15 protein-coding genes and 4 pseudogenes are annotated in these 15,347 nt (G+C 69.4%); 12 read left to right on the top strand and 7 right to left on the bottom strand.

What is annotated here, in order from left to right:
• Window positions 1-35: 35 nt before the first annotated feature.
• Window positions 36-275: pseudogene (locus OG584_RS05080) on the bottom strand (transposase); the annotation flags it as partial.
• Window positions 276-522: 247 nt separating this feature from the next.
• Entirely contained in the window at window positions 523-909 is a 387-nt protein-coding gene (locus OG584_RS05075; RefSeq protein WP_405775410.1) for a nuclear transport factor 2 family protein, read from the bottom strand.
• 98 nt (window positions 910-1,007) lie between these two features.
• Here OG584_RS05075 and OG584_RS05070 point away from each other — a divergent pair, with 98 nt between their 5' ends.
• On the top strand, window positions 1,008-1,586 hold the full coding sequence (locus tag OG584_RS05070) for a TetR/AcrR family transcriptional regulator (RefSeq protein ID WP_405775408.1): 579 nt from the start codon (window positions 1,008-1,010) through the stop codon (window positions 1,584-1,586).
• Window positions 1,587-1,765: 179 nt separating this feature from the next.
• A pseudogene (locus OG584_RS05065) lies at window positions 1,766-2,065 on the top strand (transposase); the annotation flags it as partial.
• Between the two features lie 192 nt (window positions 2,066-2,257).
• Here OG584_RS05065 and OG584_RS05060 read toward each other — a convergent pair.
• Window positions 2,258-3,214 (bottom strand): NAD(P)-dependent alcohol dehydrogenase, encoded by a 957-nt coding sequence (locus OG584_RS05060; protein ID WP_405775406.1) that lies wholly within the window; start codon window positions 3,212-3,214, stop codon window positions 2,258-2,260.
• Window positions 3,215-3,326: 112 nt separating this feature from the next.
• Here OG584_RS05060 and OG584_RS05055 point away from each other — a divergent pair, with 112 nt between their 5' ends.
• Complete coding sequence (locus tag OG584_RS05055; RefSeq protein WP_405775404.1) at window positions 3,327-4,007, top strand: TetR/AcrR family transcriptional regulator; 681 nt, start codon at window positions 3,327-3,329, stop codon at window positions 4,005-4,007.
• 313 nt (window positions 4,008-4,320) lie between these two features.
• On the opposite strand, the gene OG584_RS05050 is transcribed toward OG584_RS05055, so the two are convergent.
• Together OG584_RS05050 and OG584_RS05045 are read right to left on the bottom strand one after the other, a co-directional pair.
• A complete protein-coding gene (locus OG584_RS05050; RefSeq protein WP_405783890.1) occupies window positions 4,321-4,707 on the bottom strand; it encodes an ATP-binding protein in 387 nt (128 codons plus the stop codon).
• Between the two features lie 71 nt (window positions 4,708-4,778).
• Window positions 4,779-5,080, bottom strand: a pseudogene (locus OG584_RS05045) (replicative DNA helicase); the annotation flags it as partial.
• 62 nt (window positions 5,081-5,142) lie between these two features.
• Here OG584_RS05045 and pcaC point away from each other — a divergent pair.
• The 4 genes from pcaC to OG584_RS05025 all read left to right on the top strand — a co-directional run bounded on the left by pcaC (window position 5,143) and on the right by OG584_RS05025 (window position 8,408).
• Window positions 5,143-6,444, top strand: coding sequence for a 4-carboxymuconolactone decarboxylase (gene pcaC, locus OG584_RS05040; RefSeq protein ID WP_405775402.1), 1,302 nt, complete (start codon window positions 5,143-5,145; stop codon window positions 6,442-6,444).
• 12 nt (window positions 6,445-6,456) lie between these two features.
• Window positions 6,457-7,095 carry an MBL fold metallo-hydrolase gene (locus OG584_RS05035; protein WP_405775400.1) on the top strand — a complete coding sequence of 213 codons (639 nt, stop codon included), beginning with the start codon at window positions 6,457-6,459 and terminating at the stop codon, window positions 7,093-7,095.
• A gap of 30 nt (window positions 7,096-7,125) precedes the next feature.
• Window positions 7,126-7,905 (top strand): exodeoxyribonuclease III, encoded by a 780-nt coding sequence (locus OG584_RS05030; RefSeq protein WP_405775398.1) that lies wholly within the window; start codon window positions 7,126-7,128, stop codon window positions 7,903-7,905.
• A gap of 62 nt (window positions 7,906-7,967) precedes the next feature.
• A complete protein-coding gene (locus OG584_RS05025; protein ID WP_405775396.1) occupies window positions 7,968-8,408 on the top strand; it encodes a DUF6278 family protein in 441 nt (146 codons plus the stop codon).
• Window positions 8,409-8,688: 280 nt separating this feature from the next.
• Here OG584_RS05025 and OG584_RS05020 read toward each other — a convergent pair.
• Window positions 8,689-9,012: pseudogene (locus OG584_RS05020) on the bottom strand (CocE/NonD family hydrolase C-terminal non-catalytic domain-containing protein); the annotation flags it as partial.
• 144 nt (window positions 9,013-9,156) lie between these two features.
• Between OG584_RS05020 and OG584_RS05015 the strand changes: the two are divergent.
• A complete protein-coding gene (locus OG584_RS05015; protein WP_405775394.1) occupies window positions 9,157-9,780 on the top strand; it encodes a hypothetical protein in 624 nt (207 codons plus the stop codon).
• Here OG584_RS05015 and OG584_RS05010 read toward each other — a convergent pair.
• Window positions 9,719-10,462 (bottom strand): hypothetical protein, encoded by a 744-nt coding sequence (locus OG584_RS05010; RefSeq protein ID WP_405775392.1) that lies wholly within the window; start codon window positions 10,460-10,462, stop codon window positions 9,719-9,721. The two genes, OG584_RS05015 and OG584_RS05010, sit on opposite strands and share 62 nt — an antisense overlap.
• A gap of 181 nt (window positions 10,463-10,643) precedes the next feature.
• Here OG584_RS05010 and ggt point away from each other — a divergent pair, with 181 nt between their 5' ends.
• The 4 genes from ggt (at window position 10,644) to OG584_RS04990 (ending at window position 15,295) form a co-directional block, all read left to right on the top strand.
• Window positions 10,644-12,470 carry a gamma-glutamyltransferase gene (gene ggt, locus OG584_RS05005; protein ID WP_405775391.1) on the top strand — a complete coding sequence of 609 codons (1,827 nt, stop codon included), beginning with the start codon at window positions 10,644-10,646 and terminating at the stop codon, window positions 12,468-12,470.
• Window positions 12,471-12,546: 76 nt separating this feature from the next.
• Window positions 12,547-12,930: a PPOX class F420-dependent oxidoreductase gene (locus tag OG584_RS05000; protein WP_405775389.1), complete on the top strand. Its 384-nt coding sequence runs from the start codon at window positions 12,547-12,549 to the stop codon at window positions 12,928-12,930.
• 245 nt (window positions 12,931-13,175) lie between these two features.
• The gene (locus OG584_RS04995) at window positions 13,176-14,018 is read left to right on the top strand and encodes a nitrilase-related carbon-nitrogen hydrolase (protein ID WP_405775387.1); all 843 of its coding nucleotides are present in this window, start codon (window positions 13,176-13,178) and stop codon (window positions 14,016-14,018) included.
• Complete coding sequence (locus OG584_RS04990) at window positions 14,015-15,295, top strand: aspartate aminotransferase family protein (RefSeq protein ID WP_405775385.1); 1,281 nt, start codon at window positions 14,015-14,017, stop codon at window positions 15,293-15,295. The genes OG584_RS04995 and OG584_RS04990 overlap by 4 nt, the downstream gene beginning before the upstream one ends.
• Window positions 15,296-15,347 lie beyond the last annotated feature (52 nt).

The following is a 15,347-nucleotide window of genomic DNA, read 5'->3' as shown; positions in this document are numbered from 1 at the left end:
GGAAAGTCACATGATCCGCCGGACAGTGCCTAGGCGCGGATCTTCCGGGATGAGTACCCCTTGTCGGCGGCTACCCATTTGGGCCGGGTCCGGGGTCTTCCCGGGCCCGACCGGGCGATGCGGATGCCATCCACGACGGATTCGAGCTGTGTGCAGTCGTTGCTGTTGCCGCCGGTCAGGGTGAAGGCAAGAGGCCGGCCCTGTCCGTCGCAGGCCAGGTGCACAGCCGGACGGCGCACCGCCGCCCCAGCATCGTCCGGCCCCGGCCATCGCACAGCAGACGCTCGACTTCGGCTGACCCGGCGACAGCGGGGCCGGACGGGATCGCCCTGTCCGGCCCCGCTGCTCGTTCCTGACTGCTTACCGGCTGAGCTTGAGTTTTAACCTCAGTCCGGCTTGCCCGCCCCCCTCTGCGGTATCCGCCGCCGATCCCGCGGGCTCAGGCGGACGCCAAGAGGGCCGAGGCATGGTCGCGATGGAGCGGGGAGCCGGTCGAAGGTCAGGACCCAAGCCGGGGACTCGTCAGACGAAGAAGGCGTTCATCCCGGGCACGTCGGAGAGATAGGTCTCGATACTCGCGATCTTTCCATCGCGGAGCCGGCAGACCGTGGCCAGGTATTCGTCCAGCACGGCGTGCTCCCGGTGCGCCGTGTTGTGCAGGGAGAGCGCCATGTTCTCCCTGCTGACCAGGAGATGCAGCAGCTCGAAGTCGAGGCCGTACGAGGCGATCAGCTGAGCGCGCTCCACCACCGCGTCGGCGCCGTCGGCTGTGCCGGAGACGGTGTTGTCGCCGGGCAGGGTCCAGGTGGCGTCATCGTGCAGCAGGGCCCGGATGCCGTCCCAGTCGCCCGAGACAAGGGCCTGGTGGAAGGTGCGCCCGAGGGCGAGGGGGGCTTCGTTGGTGGACATGGCATTCCCTTCACAACACTAAAGCGGTGATCTCCGCTTTAGTGTGACCGTAAGCCCCCTGCCCGCTAAGGCACAACTCTTTGCTTTAAAGTGGAGGGGTGAACGCTGACGCATCGACGAAACGGCCCGGCGGCCGCAGCACCCACGTTCGTGCCGCCGTGCACAGCGCCGCGGTCGCGCTGGTGGGCGAGTTCGGCGCCGACAAGGTGACCCTCCCCGCTGTGGCCCGGCGCGCGGGGGTCAACTCCAGCACCCTCTACCGGCGCTGGGGTACGCTCGCCGCACTCTTGGCCGACGTCGCCAAGCACCGCAGCGACGCTGGCGCGCCCCCGCTCGTCGGCGACCTGCGCGCCGACCTGGAGAACCAGGCGCTCTGGACACTGACGGAGCTCTCCCGGCCCGGTGGCATCGCGTTCTTCCGCGCCGAGGTCGCGCCCGACGTCGACGAACGCCACGACGGACTGCGTGAATGCCTGCGCAGGGTCAGCGAGCGCTTCCGCCCTGTCCTCGACGCGGCGCGGGAGCGCGGCGACGCGCCCCCATCCCTGGAGCAGGTTCTGGATCGGATCGTTGCGCCGCTCTACTTCCGGGTGGTCTTCTCGATCCCCGCTACGGATGAGGCGTACGTCCGCGACCTTGTCGCGGAACTGCCCGGGAAGCTTCAACCTGAGTTGTGAACTTCCTCAGCTCCTCGCTCGAGCAGGAACCCGCTCGGAGCCGCACACGCCTCGGGCCCGGGGGGAAGAGGTTACGGAACACCTGCAAGACAGCCCCATGACCCCATGCCGTTTCGGAACCCCCCGTCATCTGCCTGATCCGGACGGAACCGGAGGCGGACACCGCGGAGACAGGGCGCCCCGAGATGACCCAACTGGCAGCGGGTATCAGGGGCTTCGCCCCGCTCCTTGCGCCACGCCCCGACAACGCCGACGCGCTCACACGCTGGATCACTCAAGTCCGAGCAGCCGATCTGCCTCATCTGCATGCCTTCACCCGGGGCCTGGGCTGGGACATTGACGCCGTGATCGCCGGGCTCACGCTTCCGTACAGCAACGGCCCCACCGATGGCGTCAACACCAAGACCAAGCGGATCGCGCGCCAGATGCACGGACGAGCAGGCTTCACCCCGCTTCGTCACCGCATCCTCCTCGGATAGCAACACGCTCCGTCACCACCGAATGCGAGACTGGGCCGTTTCTTTTGCAGTCCCGGCGTCAGAGGCTGCCGGAGCCCGCACCTTGCCGGATCGTGGCGTGAAGGACGCCCTTCGGCGTCAGGTTGGGCTTACGCATCCGAGGAGCCGGGGTCGCAGTCGTGCACTGCCACCTCGATGCTCCCGTGCGTGCACTCATACGACCTGGATGACGTGTTTGCCGCGGACGCCTCCGGCTTCGAGGGCCCGGTGGGCGGCGGCGATGCCGTCGAGGGTGTGAACGGTGTCGATGACGGGGACGACGTCGCCGTTCTCGGCGTACTGGGTGAGTTCGGTGAGTAGCTGGGTGTCGGGGTTGCCGCTGAAGATGCGGATGCGTCCGCGGCCGTGGACGGCCGAGGTGAGGATGGTGGTGAGGCTGGCGAGGGGGCGGTTGAGGTCGGTGGTGATGGCGACCATGCGGCCGCCGGGTGCCAGCAGGTGGCGCAGGTGGGACTGCTGGGTGCCGGCGGCATCGAGGACGACGTCGAAGGACGGCAGTTGTGAGAGGGGGGTCGTGCGGTAGTCGAGCACCTCGTCGGCGCCCAGGCCGCGGACGAAGTCGAGATTCCGTGCTCCGGCCAGGGCAACGACGTGCGCTCCCAGCAGCTTGCCGATCTGGACGGCCACGCTTCCCACACCTCCGCTGGCGCCGCGTACCAGCAGCCGCTCCCCGGGCTTGATCGCCGCATGGTCGCGCAGCGCCGTCAAGGACGTGGTCCCGCCAGCCAGCAGGGAGATCGCTTCCGCGGGAGTCAGGTTTCGCGGGGCGGGGGAGATCTTTCGGGGGCTGATGGCGACGTACTCGGCCATGCTGGCCACCTTCAGCCGCTGAATGCCCCACACCCGGTCACCGACACGCACTCCGGTGACCGAGGCACCCACCGCGGCGACCTCCCCTGCGAAGTCGACCCCGGTGCCCTGGGGGAAAGTGCGGCCGGTGATCAGGCGCAGTTTTCCCGCACGCCCGGCGAGTTCACCACCGTTGACGCTGGCCGCGTGGACACGGACCAGGACCTGGTCAGGCTTGATCGTCGGTATCGGCACGCTACCGACGTACAGAACCTCCGGAGGCCCGTAGCGGTCGAAGAGGGCAGCACGCATCTCACTCATGATCTTGTCCTGTTCCACGTTCAAGGTGCCGGGAGAGCGGCCGGCCCCGCCGGTACACTCACGCTAACCCGCTAAACGGGCGACACCTTCCACTTATAGAGAAGTGAGAGACATGCCTGCTCAGCCCTCTCACGAACCCCCTCAGCGGGCCGGGGGCCGGGCCGACGGCACCGGTCCGGCAGAGCGACGCGCAGACGCCAGGCGCAATCGCGCCCGTATTCTCCAGGCGGCCCAGGATGCCTTCGCCAACAAGGGCATCGGCGTTCCCCTGACCGCGGTGGCCCGCCGCGCAGGTGTCGGCGCCGCCACCCTGTACCGGCACTTCCCCACCCGCGCCGCCCTCGTGAGCGCCGCCTTCGCCGAACAGCTCTCCGTGTGCGTGGCTGTCCTCGACGAGGCGCTCGACGATCCGGACCCGCTGCGCGGCCTGCGCAACCTTCTTGAGCAGGTGTGCGCCATGCAGGCCACCGACCGCGGCTTCGCGGCGGCGTTCATGGAGCACTTCCCCGACGCTCTCGACTACGACCAGGAGAGCACCCGGGCCGAGGACGGGCTGGCCCTGCTGATCGAACGCGGCAAAAGGACCGGCCAGCTCCGCGATGACGTGGCCCCCGCTGATGTAACCCTCCTGCTGCTGGCCAACAGAGGCCTGGCCGGACAGCCCGAGGACACCGCGCTGGCCGCCTCCCGCCGCCTGCTCGCCCACTTCCTCCGCTCGGCCCAGACCCGATACACAAGCCCCATGCCACCACCCCCACAACTGGGGCTGCACAAAGTTCACCCGCACTTTTGAGACCCAACGCCCAGGACGGCTTCAGGGCCGGGACGCTGTGTGGTCCCGGCCCTGACGGCGCGAGGGCCATCGCTTGAAGATGTCCTTGATCTTTTCCTTGGTGTCACGGGCGCCGCCCTCGGCCTGCTCCACGCGCCTCTCAGCGATCAGCCGCTGTTGCCCGCAGGGGCCCAGCGTTCTCCTTGAGCTTGCCCCTTGACCTGCTCGTCCTTCGCCTTGGCCGTACATGACCACCGGCGCCCTCCCGAAAAGACGGCGGCTCGAAAGCCCCGCTCCTCAGTGCTCTCGGGAGGTCTATGCCGATGGGCAGAGGTCAGCCGATGGCCGGGCAGAGGCCAGCGCGGTACTCAGCGGCGCATCGCAGCTCACGGCCGGCCTGCCGACCGGCTCCACCGCCTCCGGATCTACCGGGGGAGGAGCACACGGATCGTCTTGCCGCCCTCGGGTGTGGGGTGATGGTGGTGTGGGCGAGGTCGTTGACCATGTGCCAGCCGAACCCGCCGGTGCCGTAGTGCAGGTTGGGGGTACGCGGTCGCGGGTGCTCGGGGCTGGGGTCCTCGACGGCGACTTCGATGGCGGAGGGGTGGGCGGTCAGTCGCAGGGCGTAGGTGCCGCCGCCGTGGCGCAGGGCGTTGGTGACGACCTCGGAGACGACCAGGACCACGGTGTCGGCCGCGTCCCCGTCGACGGCCGGCCGCAGGGTTTCGAGGAAGTCCCGGGTGTACTGGCGTGCTTGGGCGACGGTGCCCGTGGAGAGCGCGGCGGGGGCTGTCGGGTTGCTCGTGTGGACCGGGCGGCGTGCGCGGCCGTGGTCGTCGGCGGGCCGGCGCGGGTGCTGGTCGCCGCCGTTGTGGCCGGGTGGCTTCGGTGGCGTGCTGCCAGCGGGTGCGGACTGCGGCGATGTCAGCAAGGGCGCGGCGGGCGCCGACGACGAGCTGGCACGGGGTGTTCGCCGGGTCACCGGCGAACACCCCGATGCGTCGGCCGGTGTGTTCGGCCGTGGTCAGAAGGGAGCGCTGCAGGGCGCGCTCGCCCCAGTGCTCGACGGAACCGGCTGGTTTGGCCAGCACGCGTCGCCCCAGACTTTCTGGCCCTGGCGATAGCTCTGGAGGTGAGATATGAGAGCGTGAGGCGGATGAGCGAGACGACGCAGCAGACCCTCCAGTACCGCTTTGACGGGCCAGAAGACGCCCCGGTCCTCGTGCTGGGCCCCTCCCTTGGTACCACATGGCATATGTGGGACCGGCAGACGCCCGAGCTGGCCCGGACCTGGCGGGTCCTGCGCTTCGATCTCCCGGGACACGGAGGCGCTCCCGCCCACCCCGTGCCCTCGGTCGCCGGGATGGCCGAGCGGCTGCTGGCCACGCTCGACGGGCTCGGCGTGCAGCGCTTCGGCTACGCGGGATGCTCCATCGGCGGTGCGATCGGCATGGAGCTGGCGCTGCGACACCCGGAGCGGGTCGCCTCGCTCGCGCTGGTCGCGGCGTCTCCCCGGTTCGGCACGGCCGACGAGTTCCGCCAGCGCGGAGTGATCGTGCGTACGAACGGTCTCGACCCGATGGCGCGCAGCGCGCCCGAGCACTGGTTCACGCACGGCTTCGCGACGGCGCAGCCTGCCATCGTGGAGTGGGCCGTACAGATGGTCCGCACCACCGACCCCGGCTGTTACATCGCCGCCTGCGAGGCCCTCGCGTCCTTCGACGTCCGCGCGGAACTCGGCCGGATCGGTGTGCCCGCGCTCGTCGTGGTCGGCGCCGAGGACCGGGTGACCGGGCCGGCGGACGCCCGCACCCTGGTGGCCGGTATACCGGACGCCAGGCTCGCGATGGTTCCGGCCGCCTCCCACCTGGCGCCGGTCGAACAGCCCGCCGCTGTCACGGACCTGCTGGTCCGGCACTTCTCCACCGGCTGGCAGGACGCCGTGTCCTCGACCACGTCGACCACATCGCCCGCGATACCGGCGCCGTTCCCCGTACCGGGTCTGTCGGCCCCGGTGGCCCCCATCGCGGAGATCGCCCCTGCGGCGCCCCAGCCGGACGCCGTGCCCGCCGGGCGCCCCGATCCGTACGACGTGGGCGTCAAGGTACGCCGTGAGGTCCTGGGTGACGCCCATGTGGACCGGGTGGAGGCAGCCGCCGACGCGTTCACCGGGGACTTCCAGGAGCTGATCACCCGCTATACCTGGGGTGAGGTCTGGGCCCGGGACGGACTGGACCGGCGGACCCGCAGCGCGGTGACCCTGACTGCGCTGATCGCCGGTGGCCATCCGCAGGAGCTGGCCTCCCACGTCCGCGCTGCCCTGCGCAACGGACTCACCCCGGCGGAGATCAGGGAAGTACTGCTTCAGACCGCGGTCTACTGCGGTGTTCCCGCCGCGAACTCGGCCTTCGAAGTGGCGCGGGCCGTGATCCGGCAGGAGACGACCCCCGAGACGTAGCAGGATGGTGTCATGACGATCAAGCTGACGAAGAAGACCCACGCGTGTGTCCGGCTGGAGAAGGACGGGCGCACGCTCGTCATCGATCCCGGCGGGTTCAGCGAGGAGGACGCGGCGCTGGGCGCCGATGTCATCCTCGTCACGCACGAGCACTTCGACCACTTCGACGAGAACCGTCTGCGCGCCGGGATGGAGGCGAACCCCGCTGCCGAGATCTGGACGCTGCGCAGCGTCGCCGAGCAGCTGTCCGGCGCATTTCCCGGACGGGTCCACACCGTCGGACACGGCGACACCTTCGACGCCGCCGGGTTCGGTGTCCAGGTGCACGGGGAGCTGCACGCCGTGATCCACCCGGATCTGCCGCAGATCACCAATGTCGGTTACCTGGTGGACGGTTCCGTCTTCCACCCCGGCGACGCCTTCACGGTTCCGGACCAGCCGGTCGAGACGCTGATGCTTCCCGTGCACGCCCCGTGGAACAAGATCTCCGAGGTGATCGACTACGTGCGCGAGGTGCGGCCGCAGCGCGCCATCGACATCCATGACGTGCTGCTCAAGGATCTGGCCCGCGGTGTGTACGACACTCATATCGGCAACCTCGGCGGCGCCGGTCACACCCGTCTGATGCCGGGCGACGCCACGGACCTGTGACTGTCGGTGCCACCGGCTAGGTTTGGTCCCATGCGCATCGCCACGTGGAACGTCAATTCGGTCACCGCCCGTCTCCCGAGGGTGCTGGCCTGGCTGGAGAGCTCAGGCACGGACGTGCTGTGCCTGCAGGAGACCAAGTGCACCGCCGAGCAGTTCCCCGAAGACGAGCTGCGGGAGCTGGGCTACGAGTCGGCGGTCAATGCCACCGGCCGGTGGAACGGGGTGGCCCTGATCTCCCGGCTGGGCCTGGACGACGTGACCACGGGGCTCCCCGGCGGTCCGGAGTACGAGGGCGCGCAGGAGCCGAGAGCGATCTCGGCGACCTGCGGGCCCGTCCGGGTCTGGTCCGTATACGTGCCGAACGGGCGTGAGGTCGACCACGCCCACTACACGTACAAGCTGGAGTGGCTCGCGGCGCTGAAGGCGGCGGCCACCGCGGATGCGGCGGGTGAGCGTCCGTTCGCAGTCCTCGGGGACTTCAACGTCGCACCGACGGACGACGACGTCTGGGATCCGGCGCTCTTCGAGGGCGCCACCCATGTGACGCCGGCCGAGCGGGCCGCGCTCGCGGCCCTCCGCGAGACGGGTCTGAGCGATGTCGTGCCCCGCCCGCTCAAGTACGACCGCCCGTATACTTTCTGGGACTACCGCCAGCTCCGTTTCCCGAAGAACAAGGGCATGCGAATCGACCTGGTGTACGGCAACAGCCCCTTCGCCGCAGCCGTCAAGGACAGCTATGTGGACCGTGAGGAGCGCAAGGGGAAGGGCGCGTCGGACCATGCCCCCGTCGTGGTCGATCTCGACGTCTGAGGCCGCCGGGGGCCCGCGCGCCTGTTGGTGCGACTGTCGAGCGGAATGCGAGGCTGAGCGGTGTGAATATCCCTTTCCTTGACAACTGGCGCAGGCGGCACGGCACGGAGCACGCGGAGACCCTGGCCACGGCCGTGCGGAACGATCCGCAGGGGGTGGGGGAGCTGCTCTCCGAGTGTGAGCTGCTGCGGGCCAGAGCCGGACAGGACGGGCTTCAACTCGATGATTCACCGGCTTCGTTGGCCGCGCTCGACCAGCTCCCGCCGCACTGGCGGGACGACCCCGAGGAGCTGCCCTGGCTGGGCAATGACGCGGGCCTCTACCTCGGGACCATCATTGTCAGAACTGTTCCCGGCGCCGTCTGGGACGTCTGGCCGGGCGGCACCCCGGTGGTCCGTCTGGAGTCGGGGCGCGAGATCAATGTGGTCGAAGCCGGTCTCGACTGGGCCGTCGCCGGAGCACCGGAACTCTCGCAGGTCTACGGGGAAGCGGCAGAGGGCTGATTGCCCGGATTGATGCACTTAACCGCTTTTCAATGCAAATACGGTTTATGGCTACTTAGCGCGTGTCGGGTGTGAAGTCCCTTGTCGGGATGGATAGTTTGCGTCACCCCGACAGAGCCGAGAGTGGGCGAGTGACGTCAGAAGTTCTACGGAAAGTTATACGTTCTGCGGAACATCGGTCTCGACCGTCCGGAGACGGCCGGGCCCGGCCGGACCAGGGACGCTGCTGCCGGGTGCGCAGTAGCACGTAGGGCCATGCCCGCCCGGCAGCAGCCGGTGATCACTTCTTGCGCAGCGGGACCGACAGCCAGGACGGGTCGGCTTCAGGTGAGGAGAAGGTCAGCTGCGTGCCGGTCGGGTTGCGCTCGGTGTACAGCGGGTCGACGATGCCGGTCACCAGGGCCAAATGATGGCCCGCCGGCACGTCGTACGCCGTGGAGAACAGGTCCAGGTTCATGGGGAACGCCTTGCCGGGTGTCTGCCCGTGGAAGGTGTACGGCGCATTGCTGACCAGCTTGCCGAGGCCGAGCGGCCCCACGTCGTAGAGGTGTGCGACGAGGGTGCCGCTCTCCTTGTTGCTGGTGACGGTCGTACGGAGGCCGCGGCGCGAATGCACCGTTCGGTGCCGAATCCAGGCGGCCGGCAGGGTGATGGCCCGGGTGTGGTGCCGCGTTCGTCGCCGGAGGATTGTTGACTAAAATTCAGCGAAACCCTGGCGTGACGGCGCCCGGCGTCCCAAGCTCTCCGTGTGACGAATTCAGAGAACGGCGCGGACGGGGGCCGGACGGACATGACCTTGCGGCTCAAGGGGAAGCTGCAGTGGGTCCCGGTGGGGGCGGTGGTGGTCCTGGCCGCCTGGGTGGTGGCCATACCGCCCGTCGCCACCGGGGCGTACGGAGCAGTCGGCGGCACCCTGATGGTGATCGCGGCCGCACTGCTGGCCTTCTTCACCGTGACGTTCGTCGGCTACCTCGTACGGCCGCTGCGGATCGCTCCGCACGCCGAGGGCCTGACCGTACGCCTGCCGGTCTGGCCCGCCCGTACCGTGCCGTGGTCCGCTGTGACCGGCGTGGACGGTGCTCAGCTCACCGCCGGGGGGAGGACGAACGCCTACGTCCTCGTCGACTTCGCGCCGGGGTCGGACGCGCTGCCCAGGTTCTGCCGGCCGCGGTCGATGTACCGCAGGCTCGCGCCGTCACTCGGCCGGAGCGAGGAGGCGCAGGGCCTGTGCATCGAGGCGCAGGTCTTCGATCTGGAACCGGCGGAGCTGGTGGCGCTGATCCGCGAGTGCGCGCCCGGTGGTGTGCGTGTCAGCGATCCGCGCGATGCGATGTACGGGGCGCCGGGATCGGGGTCTGCGCCGCACGAGTGACATCCCCGATCAGTTCCACCACATCGGGGCCGTAGGCCTGGGAGTTGACCACCTTCAACAGCAGGCAGAACGACTTGTCGCCGTACTTGCGTGCCAGCTTCTCGTGGTTGCGGGCGAGATAGCGGGAGGCGGCCTGGTTGGTGATGGCCTGCTGACCGCAGAAGAGGAAGACGGGCCGGGTACCTGGCTGTGTGGTGAGCCGGGCCAGGACGACATGGGCGAGCCTGCCGCTCTCCATCCGGTAGCGCTCACTGCCGATCTGGAAGGCCGCACGGTCCGGTCCCGGCTCGGGCTGGGTGTTCACCTCGACGCCGGGCAGCAGCGACTGGAGATGGGCGGCCATCCGGCGGTTGGACCCCGGGCCGCCGACGCAGAACTCCGTACGCTCGCCGATGCCCTGCTGGGCGGTGTCGGACTGGAGGATCTGGGCGTTTGCACCGCAGTCCTTGATGAGGGAGGAGAGTTCGAGCAGTGCGAAGACGTCGTTGCGGTGGACCGCCCCGTCGCCCCCCGCATCACGGTTGACGACCAGCAGGCACTCGGAGTTCCGGGGCAGCCCGAAGAAGTTCTGCTTCCTGCGGAGCCGTCGCTGCCACAGTGAGGTGCGCGCGAGCCAGCCGAGCGCGGCGCTGACGCCGGCGGCGATCACTCCGAGCAGAATGTTGCGCAGGTCGTCGTTCACGGGATACACACCTCGGCAGTTCGGTCTGGTCCTACGGTGTCGGCCGACGGGCTTGCTTCGGGCTGCGGCCCGCCCTTGATGGCCACGATCAGTATGGGGCGGCATGCTACCGACGTGTTCATGACTACGGGGTCCCAGGCGGGCTACGCTGCGCCGTACGTCTCTCCGCTGGAGGTCATGGATGCGCCGTGTCACCGTCCGGAAGCTGTCGTATCTCGCCGTCGCCGCAGCTGTGTTGTCGCTGGGCGCGACCGCTCCGCCCTCAGCCGCCGGAGCACCACCGGGGGACACCCGGGGTGCCGCGGCGGAGAAGACACCGGTCGCTGTCGGGTACGGCGGGGCAGTGTCGAGTGTCGACGCGGACGCGTCGGCAGCGGGTATCGAGGTGCTCCGCAAGGGCGGTAACGCGGTGGACGCCGCGGTGGCCACCGCGGCCGCGCTCGGGGTGACCGAGCCGTACTCCGCGGGGATCGGCGGTGGCGGCTACTTCGTCTACTACGACGCCAGGTCCCACCGGGTGCGGACCATCGACGGCCGTGAGACGGCTCCGCGCTCCGCCGACTCCTCGCTCTTCCTGGAGAACGGCAGACCGCTGGCCTTCGCGGACGCGGTGACCAGCGGCCTGAGCGTGGGCACTCCGGGCACCGCGGCCACCTGGGACTCGGCGCTCGCCTCCTGGGGCAGCAAGCCGCTGAGGTCGGTCCTGGAACCGGCCGAGCGGCTCGCCAGGGACGGATTCACCGTCGACCCGACCTTCCGCAGCCAGACGCAGGACAACCAGGCGCGTTTCGCGGACTTCCCGGCGACGGCGAAGCTCTTCCTGCCCGGCGGACAGCCGCCCGCCGTGGGCTCCACGCTGAAGAACCCCGATCTGGCCCGCACCTACCAGGAGTTGGGCCGCGAGGGCGTCGGCGACCTCTACCGGGGCCGTCTGGGGCAGGACATCGTCCGCACGGTCCGAAAGCCTGACCTGGCGCCGGGTTCGACCCGCAACGCCCGCCCCGGGGACCTGACGGCGAAGGACCTGCGGGCGTACGAGCCGTTGCACCGCGCCCCGACGGAGACCTCGTACCGGGGCCTCGATGTGTACGGCATGGCTCCCTCGTCCTCCGGTGGTACGACGGTCGGCGAAGCGCTCAACATCCTTGAGCGCACCGACCTTTCGAAGGCCTCGCAGGTGCAGTATCTGCACCACTACATCGAGGCGAGCCGGATCGCCTTCGCCGACCGGGGCCGCTGGGTGGCCGACCCGGCCTTCGAGCCGGTCCCGACGAAGGGGCTGCTCTCCCAGCGCTTCGCGGACTCGCGGGCCTGCCTCATCAAGGACAACGCGGTCCTGACCAGCCCGCTGGCACCGGGCGACCCACGCCACCCGGCGCGGTGCGGTAGCGGTGGAAAGGCGGCTCCCACCACGTACGAGGGTGAGAACACCACACATCTGACGGTGGCCGACAAGTGGGGCAACGTCGTGGCGTACACGCTGACCATCGAGCAGACGGGCGGCAGCGCCATGACCGTGCCGGGCCGCGGGTTCCTGCTCAACAACGAACTGACCGACTTCTCCTTCGCGCCGGCGAGCCCGTCGGTCCACGACCCCAACCTCCCGGGGCCCGGCAAGCGGCCGCGCTCCTCGATCTCTCCGACGGTCGTCCTGCAGGGCGGGAAACCGGTCCTGGCCGTCGGATCGCCCGGTGGCGCGACCATCATCACCACAGTGCTGCAGACGCTCATCGGCCATCTCGACCGGGGGCTGCCACTGGTGGACGCGATCGCCGCGCCCCGTGCGAGCCAGCGCAACGCCACCACGACGGAGCTCGAACCGGCCCTGTACAACAGCCCGCTGCGCGCCCGGCTGGAGGCGCTCGGGCACTCGTTCACGCTGAACCCCGAGATCGGCGCCGCTACGGGGGTGCAGCGCCTGCCGGACGGCCGCTGGCTGGCCGCCGCCGAACCGGTCCGCCGGGGCGGCGGTTCAGCGATGGTGGTCCACCCCAGCGGACGACCCTGAGCTGCTGCCCGCCGTCGGCGCTGCGGTACGTCCCGGTTCCTGTCCCACCGACGCCGGCGGGACATAGGCTCCGGGAATGACTCTCGATGCGCTGGGGCGCAGTAAGTACGTCAGCCTGACCACCTTCCGCAAGGACGGCACGCCGGTCGCCACGCCGGTGTGGGCCGCGGAGGACGGCGGCGAGCTTTTCGTCTGGACCCGCTCCGACTCGTGGAAGGTCAAGCGGTTGCGCCGGGACAGCCGCGTCCTGGTGACCGTCTGCGACGTGCGGGGGCGGGTCCCGGAGGGCGCGTCCGCCATGGAGGGTGTCGCACGGCTGCTCGACGATGCGGACATCCGGCGCGTGCGGCGGCTGCTGAGGGCCAAGTACACCTGGCAGTTCTGGCTCCTCGACACAGGGGGAGCCGCGATCCGGTTCGGCAAGCGGCCGCACACCGGGATCGCCGTCACACTCGGCTGAGCCGGCCGCGGCGGGCGGGCGGACCGTCTGCGCGGGACCGTCCGGACCAGGTCACTGTGTGTAGGGAAGCGCGCATTCTGATCGCTGCACCGTGTCGAAGTGATCATGGAGATGCGAAACATGATCGACTCTGCCGGTTAGCGGCGATGGTCTTGCCCCCGTGTGTGACGGGGCTTACGTTCTCCTCCTACGCAACCCGTCTACGTGCGTAGAGCGTTCGTGGCGCCCTGTTGAAGGAGCTGCTCATGTCCCACGTCGTACGCGCCGCACTGGTCCAGGCCACCTGGACCGGCGACACCGAATCCATGATCGCCAAGCATGAGGACCATGCCCGCGAAGCGGCTCGTCAGGGTGCGCGGATCATCGGATTCCAGGAAGTCTTCAACGCCCCGTACTTCTGCCAGGTGCAGGAGGCCGAGCACTACCGGTGGGCGGAGGCCGTGCCCGACGGGCCGACCGTCACCCGGATGCGGGAACTTGCCCGCGAGACCGGCATGGTGATCGTCGTTCCGGTCTTCGAGCAGGAGCAGTCGGGCTTCTACTTCAACACGGCGGCGGTCATCGACGCCGACGGTTCCTATCTCGGCAAGTACCGCAAGCACCACATCCCACAGGTCAAGGGGTTCTGGGAGAAGTACTACTTCAAACCGGGGAACCTGGGCTGGCCGGTCTTCGACACGGCCGTGGGCAAGGTCGGCGTCTACATCTGCTACGACCGTCACTTCCCGGAGGGCTGGCGCCAACTCGGCCTGAACGGGGCCCAGATCGTGTACAACCCCTCTGCCACCTCGCGCGGTCTCTCGGCCCACCTCTGGCAGCTGGAGCAGCCGGCGGCGGCTGTCGCCAACGAGTACTACATCGCCGCGATCAACCGGGTCGGCCAGGAGGAGTACGGCGACAACGACTTCTACGGCACCAGCTACTTCGTCGACCCGCGCGGCCAGTTCGTCGGGGACGTCGCGGACGACAAGGCCGAGGAGCTGCTCGTGCGCGACCTGGAGCTGGATCTCATCGACGAGGTGCGGCAGCAGTGGGCGTTCTACCGGGACCGCAGGCCCGACGCGTACGAGGGGCTGGTGCAGCCGTGACCGATCTGTACCACCGGCATCTGGCCGTCCTCCCCGACTGGCTGGCCACCTACTACCGGCACCCGATCGAGATCACCCACGGCGAGGGCCGGCATGTCTGGGACGCCGAGGGCAACCGCTACCTCGACTTCTTCGGCGGCATCCTCACCACGATGACCGCCCATGCCCTGCCCGAGGTCACCAAAGCCGTCAGCGAGCAGGCCGGTCGGATCGTCCACTCCTCGACGCTCTATCTCAACCGGCCGATGGTGGAACTGGCCGAACGGATCGCGGCACTCTCCGGGATCCCGGACGCCCGCGTCTTCTTCACCACATCCGGGACCGAGGCCAACGACACCGCGCTGCTGCTGGCCACCGCGTACCGCAGGTCCAACCAGATCCTCGCGATGCGCAACAGCTACCACGGCCGGTCCTTCACGTCCGTCGGCATCACCGGCAACCGCAGCTGGTCGCCGACCGGTCTCTCCCCGCTCCAGACGCTCTACGTGCACGGCGGCGTGCGCAGCCGGGGGCCGTACGCGCAGTTCACCGACGCCCGGTTCATCGAAGCGTGCGTCGCCGACCTGGAGGACCTGCTCGGGCACACCCGTGATGTCGCGGCCCTGATCGCCGAGCCGATCCAGGGTGTCGGCGGCTTCACCGCGCCGCCGGACGGCCTCTACGCCGCGTTCCGCGAGGTGCTCGACCGGCACGGCATCCTCTGGATCGCCGACGAGGTGCAGACCGGCTGGGGTCGCACAGGCGACCACTTCTGGGGCTGGCAGGCGCACGCCGAGAACGGGCCACCGGACATCCTGACCTTCGCCAAGGGCATCGGGAACGGGATGTCCATCGGAGGCGTCGTCGCCCGCGCCGAGGTCATGAACTGCCTCGATGCCAACTCCATTTCGACCTTCGGCGGCTCCCCGGTCACCATGGCGGCGGGCCTCGCCAATCTCACCTACCTCCTGGAACACGACCTCCAGGGCAACTCCCGCAGGGTCGGCGGACTGCTGCTCGAAAGGCTGCGGGCAGTCGGCGCGCAGTCCCCGCTCGTACGCGAAGTGCGCGGCCGGGGCCTGATGATCGGCGTCGAGCTGGTGAAGCCCGGCACCGACGAGGCGAATCCGGATGCGGCTGTCGCTGTCCTGGAGGCGGCCCGCGAGGGCGGGCTGCTGATCGGCAAGGGCGGCGGCCACGACACCAGCGTGCTGCGGATCGCACCCCCGCTCTCGCTCAATGTCGCAGAGGCGGAGGCAGGTGCGGCCATCCTCGAACAGGCCCTGCACGCAGGGTAGTCGACGGTCTCGCAGCGCGTACGGGAGCACCGGCGCACGAAGAGGAAGCACA

It is taken from the genome of Streptomyces sp. NBC_00859 (assembly GCF_045161865.1).
Classification (GTDB): domain Bacteria; phylum Actinomycetota; class Actinomycetes; order Streptomycetales; family Streptomycetaceae; genus Streptomyces.
The sequence above is the reverse complement of the archived record's forward strand: the minus strand, read 5'-3'. Positions and strand labels throughout refer to the sequence as shown.

What these genes read in the sequence shown, in the direction of transcription:
- OG584_RS05075 (WP_405775410.1), bottom strand. Translation starts at nt 909, where the DNA reads ATGTCCACCAACGAAGCCCCCCTCGCCCTCGGGCGCACCTTCCACCAG.
- OG584_RS05060 (WP_405775406.1), bottom strand. Translation starts at nt 3,214, where the DNA reads ATGAGTGAGATGCGTGCTGCCCTCTTCGACCGCTACGGGCCTCCGGAG.
- OG584_RS05055 (WP_405775404.1), top strand. Translation starts at nt 3,327, where the DNA reads ATGCCTGCTCAGCCCTCTCACGAACCCCCTCAGCGGGCCGGGGGCCGG.
- pcaC (WP_405775402.1), top strand. Translation starts at nt 5,143, where the DNA reads ATGAGCGAGACGACGCAGCAGACCCTCCAGTACCGCTTTGACGGGCCA.
- OG584_RS05035 (WP_405775400.1), top strand. Translation starts at nt 6,457, where the DNA reads ATGACGATCAAGCTGACGAAGAAGACCCACGCGTGTGTCCGGCTGGAG.
- OG584_RS05030 (WP_405775398.1), top strand. Translation starts at nt 7,126, where the DNA reads ATGCGCATCGCCACGTGGAACGTCAATTCGGTCACCGCCCGTCTCCCG.
- ggt (WP_405775391.1), top strand. Translation starts at nt 10,644, where the DNA reads ATGCGCCGTGTCACCGTCCGGAAGCTGTCGTATCTCGCCGTCGCCGCA.
- OG584_RS05000 (WP_405775389.1), top strand. Translation starts at nt 12,547, where the DNA reads ATGACTCTCGATGCGCTGGGGCGCAGTAAGTACGTCAGCCTGACCACC.
- OG584_RS04995 (WP_405775387.1), top strand. Translation starts at nt 13,176, where the DNA reads ATGTCCCACGTCGTACGCGCCGCACTGGTCCAGGCCACCTGGACCGGC.